Genomic DNA, 5,031 nt, shown 5'->3' with positions numbered 1-5,031 from the left:
CACGGCGAGCGCCACGTCGACCGGGTTGTTGCTCGAGGAATAGACGCCGATCAGGCAGACCACGAGGATCATCGGCGTCAGGTAGGCGCGCGGGATCTGCAGGATGCGCACGAACAGGCCGACCAGCGGCAGGTTCAGGATCAGGAGCATCACGTTGCCGATATACATGCTGGCGACGACGCCCCAGAAGACCTGCGGCTGGCGCTCGAGGATGGTCGGGCCCGGCGTCACGCCATGGATGATGAAGGCGCCGAGCAGCAGCGCCGTGATGGCGTTGGCCGGGATGCCCATGCAGAGCAGCGGCACGAAGGCGCCGGCGGTGCCGGCGTTGTTGGCGGACTCCGGCCCGGCCACGCCTTCGACCGCGCCCTTGCCGAACTGCTCGGGATGGCGCGAGAGCTTGCGCTCCATGGCGTAGGACAGGAACGAGGCCAGCACCGCGCCGCCGCCCGGCAGCAGCCCGACGAGGAAGCCCAGCCCGGTGCCGCGCAACGTCGGCCCGACCGAGCGCCGCGCCTCCTCGCGCGATGGCAGGAAGCCCAGCACGCCCGCCGGCGCCGGCAGCACCTTCGCCTCGGCGGCACTCTGGCGCGCCATGAACAGCACCTCGGAGAGGCCGAACAGGCCGATCGCCAGCGGCACCAGGTTGACGCCGTCGCCCAGCGCCACGATGCCGAAGGTGAGCCTGGGCGTCATGCTGATCGGGTCGCTGCCCACCGTGCCCAGCAGCAGGCCGAACGCCGCCATCAGCAGTGCCCGCGGCAGCGAGCCCGACGACATGTAGGTCACCAGGGTGAGGCCGGCCAGCATCAGCATGGCGTACTCGGCCGGCCCGAACTTCAGCACCAGCTCGGCGAGCGGCGGCGACAGGAAGGAGATGCCGATCACCCCCACCGTGCCGGCGAAGAACGAGCCGATGCCGGCGATGCCGAGCGCCGCCCCGGCGCGACCCTTGCGCGCCATCTCGTAGCCGTCGAGGCAGGTCACCACCGAGGAGGCCTCGCCCGGGATGCGCATCAGCACCGAGGTCACCGTACCGCCATAGGCGACGCCGTAATAGATGCCCGACAGCATGATGATGGCCGACGTCACGTCCATCTTGAACGTGATCGGCAGCAGGATGGCGATGGTGGTGAGCGGCCCCAGCCCCGGCAGGATGCCGACGACGGTGCCTAAAAGCACGCCGACGAAGCAGTAGGCGAGATTGTCGAGCGACAGCGTGACCGCGAAGCCCTGCAGCAAGGATTCCATGCTCAGCTCTTCTCTTCCTCCCCAGCGTCACCGCCGGGGAGGTGCCCCGTCATGCGGGGCGGAGGGGTCACGGTCTTCCGGACCGCGGGCGTCCCGCCCGCTCATGGGGTCCGTGAAAGCGAGGGCATGAGCGGGCGGGACGCCCGCGGTCCGCATGAGCATGAGCATCGGCGAAACGGACATCCTCACCGCACCAGCGTATAGAACGCCCGCTCGACCGGCCCTTCCGGCAGATCGACCCGCAGCAGCCAGCCGAAGCACACCAGCCCGATCAGCGCCGCGCCGGCGCCGTAGCCCAGCGCCGCAACCCACGACCGCCGCTCGGCGAAGCGCACGATGATCACCGACACGCCGATCGCCGTCGCCACGAAGCCGGCCCACGCCGCGCCCAGCGCCAGCACGACCAGCGCCGCGGCATAGAGCGCAAAGCAGCGCCGCGTCTCCGCCGTCGCGCGCACGACCTCGGAGTCGCCCTCCTCGGTCTCGCCGGCGCGGCCCGGCGCCACCAGCACGACCAGCGCCAGGACGACGCAGACCCCGGCCACCAGCTGCGGGAAGAAGCCGGCGCCCGGCCCGTCGAAGCCCCAGCTCTCGAGCCGCAGCGCCTGCCACAGGCCGACCAGCGCCGCCGCCAGCAGACCGAGCGTGGCGAGCCGCGTGCCGCCCAATCGCCACAGCCCCGATCGCGCGAGCGACAGCCCGCTCACGCCGGCGTCCTGGCCCCCGGGCCGGCTCACGCCTGCGTCCTGCCGCCGGGCCGGCTCATCCCGGCGTCCTGGCCACCGGGGCCACCCGGCTGGCTCATACCGGCTTCTTGGCCATGCCGGTTTCCTTCAGGATCGGCACCAGCTCGCCCTCGATCGACTTCAGCAGCGCGGCGTAATCCTTGCCGTTGCGCCACACCGGCTCGATGCCCAGCGCGTCGATCTTCTTGCGCACGTCGTCCTCGGCCATGGCCTCGGCCAGCGCCTTCTCCATGCGCTCCTTGATCGCCGGATCGACGCCGGCCGGGAAGGCATAGCCGAACGGGCCGTTGCTGACGGCGTTGAAGCCCATCTCGCGCAGCGTCTTGACCTCGGGATAGTACGGCCAGCGCTTCTCGGCCGCCGAGGCGAGGAAGCGCAGCTTGCCGGCCTCGATCTGCGGCCGCATCTCGGTGACGGTCTGGATCACCGCATCGACATGGCCGCCGATCGCCGCCGTCACCGATTCGACGCCGCCCGGGAAGACGACCCAGCGGAACTTGGCGCCGGTGAGCCTAGCGAGCTGGAACATCGCCACGACGTTGGTGACGTTGTTGGAGCTGTAGGTCTGCTGCTTCTGCTTGCCGGCGGCGATCAGCTCCTCGATCGACTTGATCGGCCCGTCGGCCCGCGCCCCGACGCCATAGCGCAGCGCCGCCACCTGGCCCAGGACGTCGAACGCCTTCCACGGCTCGTAGGCGACCTTCATCATGTTGGGCACGGCGATGTGGGTGGAGATCGCCACCAGCCCGAGCGTGTGGCCGTCCGGCGCCGACTGCGCCAGGGTCGTCGGCCCGAGCGCCCCGGCGCCGCCGACGACGTTCTTGACGATGACGGTGGCGCCCAGCCGCTTCTCGAGCGCTTGGGCGATGATGCGCGCCGTCAGGTCGGTCGCGGCGCCGGGTGCGTTGGGATTGATCAGCGAAATTTCGCGGGCCGGCCACTTGCTGGACTGGGCGATGGCGGGGGCCGCGGGGGCCGTGGCCATGGCAGCGGCCAAGGCGCTGCTGCCGCGCAGGACGGTTCTACGACGCAGACGCATGATGACTACTCCTACCGTGGGTCCGGGCGATGCCGGCACAGTATATGAATGGCCATTCACAAGCTTGCCTGCAATGGACGCATGGCCGCAGGGTTTCACAGCGGCATCGGCGTCCAAGCCATGCCGGGCAGCGAACGCCGTCTCTCGGCGGCGATTTCTAGTCCAATGGACTAGCATGAGCGATGTCTGGGACGGTTCCTGTCACCGTGGTCGAGACGCCCGAGTTTCTGGCTGCCATCCGCAAGCTGATGAACGAAGCGAAGAGGGTGCAGCTGGTCGACTATCCTTGCCTGCCATCCGGCGGCAGGCGATCTCGTGCCGGGAACCGGCGGTGTTCGAAAGCTGCGCTGGGCGCTGGAGGGACGCAGCAAGCGCGGCGGCGCCCGGGTCATCTGTTTCCATCATGACGCCGACATGCCGCTGTTTGCCCTGACCGCATTCGCCAAGAACCAGCGCGCCGACGTGAGTCAACGGGAGCGGAACGAGCTCGAGCGTCTTCCCGCTCTGCTGGTCGACACATTCAAGAGGAAGAGGAGAAGAAGATGAGCAAGGTTGCGACCAGCATCAGGCGGGGTCTGGAGGAAGCAGTGGCCTATGCCCAAGGTCAGGCCGATGCCAGGACATATCGCGTCCACGTTCCCGCGGCGATTGACGTGAAGGCGATCCGCACCAGGCTCGGGATGACCCAGGAGGAGTTCGCGGGACGCTTCGGTTTCAGCGTCAACACACTGCGCCATTGGGAACAGGGTCTGCGCCAGCCGGAAGGTCCCACCCGTGCCTACCTGCAGGTCATCGACCGCGCGCCCGAGGCCGTGCAGAAGGCCTTGCAGGCAGCGTGATCTGATACCATCCCGGACGCCTACCGCGCCCGCTTCCTCCGCCGCATCCTCGGTCCTTGGCATCGGCCGATCCGGGTTTAAGCCTACCACGGTACGCGAAACTGCTCGCCGTCTTCCGGGATGCAGTCGAGGCGACATTGAGCGAGAGAGGAGCCGACCCATGACCACGCTGAAGATCGGCATCGCCAGCCACGAGGAGATGAAGGCCCGCACCTGGCCGTGGCGGGCGGCGAGAGGCGTATCACGGCGACCGAACCGAAGGTCTGGTTCACCTCGACAGAATCGTTCGCCAAGGTGTTCTCCGCCGGCAACCGCGAGCTGCTCCGCGTGATCGCCGAGAAGGCGCCCGACTCGCTCGACGAGCTGGCGCAGATCACGGGCAAGGCCAAGTCGAACCTGTCGCGCACGCTGAGAACGATGGAAGGTTATGGCGTCGTGCGCCTCGAACGCGGCGAGCGCGGTCGAATCGCTCCAAAGGTGATCTGCGACTAGGTCGAGTTGGACCGGCCGCTGACGTTCGCGCGAAAGGCAGGCTGAGATCACGCAGCAGGCTGCGCTGGCGAAGGCAGAGTCGAATGTCGTTGAGCGTTGATGAGCCCCGAACGGAGCTGCCTGCACGTCAGATGCGCCGGCCAGAACTACGCGGGCTAAGTTGCACCGCGCGCACTCCTCCGAAAGGGGGTGACCCGAAGGGTGCGCTCGCAAAATCTTCAAGGCGCGCTTTTCAGAACTCAATCCCTCGCGCACTCAGCGTTGCACGCGCCTATAGGCAGGCACGCCGTAGGCCATCGCCAGCACAGGCGGCAGCGTCTAGATGGCGAATGCCGGCCGCGAATCAGCCTGCTTCTCCGCCACGCGCTCACCTCGCTCACGCGCTACCGAGAGGAACTGCGGTCGTAGCCCAACTTGACGTTAGCTCCGCAACCACTAGACGTAGGCCGATTTTGCCGTAGATTCGAGCACGCTCGCAGACGGAACACTGGGGTTAGATACAAGGCTCAACTGACCAATCGATAGGCATGTTGAAGTGGGACGTGCGCGCAACATTCGGGGGCGAGAGGGATGCTGGGGCTGACCTTACGAGAAGAGGCTCTTCGCGGATTCGAGTGGGTGAATGCGGGGCATCATAGAGGGTCGAGCATGCAGGTGAGGACCT

The 5,031-nt window shown here is 67.8% G+C and carries 6 protein-coding genes; 3 read left to right on the top strand and 3 right to left on the bottom strand.

Annotated elements, in window-relative coordinates:
- The 3 genes from AB7O82_RS37180 to AB7O82_RS37170 form a co-directional block, all read right to left on the bottom strand.
- Window positions 1–1,251: tripartite tricarboxylate transporter permease (locus AB7O82_RS37180; protein ID WP_428621797.1), on the bottom strand; the 1,251-nt coding region annotated here is incomplete at its 3' end.
- 185 nt (window positions 1,252–1,436) lie between these two features.
- Window positions 1,437–1,988 carry a tripartite tricarboxylate transporter TctB family protein gene (locus AB7O82_RS37175; protein ID WP_428552897.1) on the bottom strand — a complete coding sequence of 184 codons (552 nt, stop codon included), beginning with the start codon at window positions 1,986–1,988 and terminating at the stop codon, window positions 1,437–1,439.
- Window positions 1,989–2,052: 64 nt separating this feature from the next.
- Window positions 2,053–3,036 carry a tripartite tricarboxylate transporter substrate binding protein gene (locus AB7O82_RS37170; RefSeq protein WP_428552899.1) on the bottom strand — a complete coding sequence of 328 codons (984 nt, stop codon included), beginning with the start codon at window positions 3,034–3,036 and terminating at the stop codon, window positions 2,053–2,055.
- A 315-nt stretch (window positions 3,037–3,351) separates the two neighbouring features.
- On the opposite strand from AB7O82_RS37170, the gene AB7O82_RS37165 reads away from it, so the two are divergent.
- The 3 genes from AB7O82_RS37165 to AB7O82_RS37155 all read left to right on the top strand — a co-directional run bounded on the left by AB7O82_RS37165 (window position 3,352) and on the right by AB7O82_RS37155 (window position 4,367).
- Window positions 3,352–3,582 carry a type II toxin-antitoxin system RelE/ParE family toxin gene (locus tag AB7O82_RS37165; RefSeq protein ID WP_428552902.1) on the top strand — a complete coding sequence of 77 codons (231 nt, stop codon included), beginning with the start codon at window positions 3,352–3,354 and terminating at the stop codon, window positions 3,580–3,582.
- Window positions 3,579–3,875, top strand: a complete 297-nt coding sequence (locus tag AB7O82_RS37160) for a helix-turn-helix domain-containing protein (RefSeq protein ID WP_428552905.1) — start codon at window positions 3,579–3,581, stop codon at window positions 3,873–3,875. The genes AB7O82_RS37165 and AB7O82_RS37160 overlap by 4 nt, the downstream gene beginning before the upstream one ends.
- A gap of 219 nt (window positions 3,876–4,094) precedes the next feature.
- Window positions 4,095–4,367 (top strand): helix-turn-helix domain-containing protein, encoded by a 273-nt coding sequence (locus tag AB7O82_RS37155; protein ID WP_428552908.1) that lies wholly within the window; start codon window positions 4,095–4,097, stop codon window positions 4,365–4,367.
- The last annotated feature ends 664 nt before the right edge of the window (window positions 4,368–5,031 follow it).

The organism is Reyranella sp. (assembly GCF_050185545.1).
GTDB lineage: Bacteria > Pseudomonadota > Alphaproteobacteria > Reyranellales > Reyranellaceae > Reyranella.
The sequence above is the reverse complement of the archived record's forward strand: the minus strand, read 5'-3'. Positions and strand labels throughout refer to the sequence as shown.

Excerpts from the sequence above, each read along its gene's own strand:
- AB7O82_RS37170 (WP_428552899.1), bottom strand. The coding sequence starts at position 3,036 with ATGCGTCTGCGTCGTAGAACCGTCCTGCGCGGCAGCAGCGCCTTGGCC.
- AB7O82_RS37160 (WP_428552905.1), top strand. The coding sequence starts at position 3,579 with ATGAGCAAGGTTGCGACCAGCATCAGGCGGGGTCTGGAGGAAGCAGTG.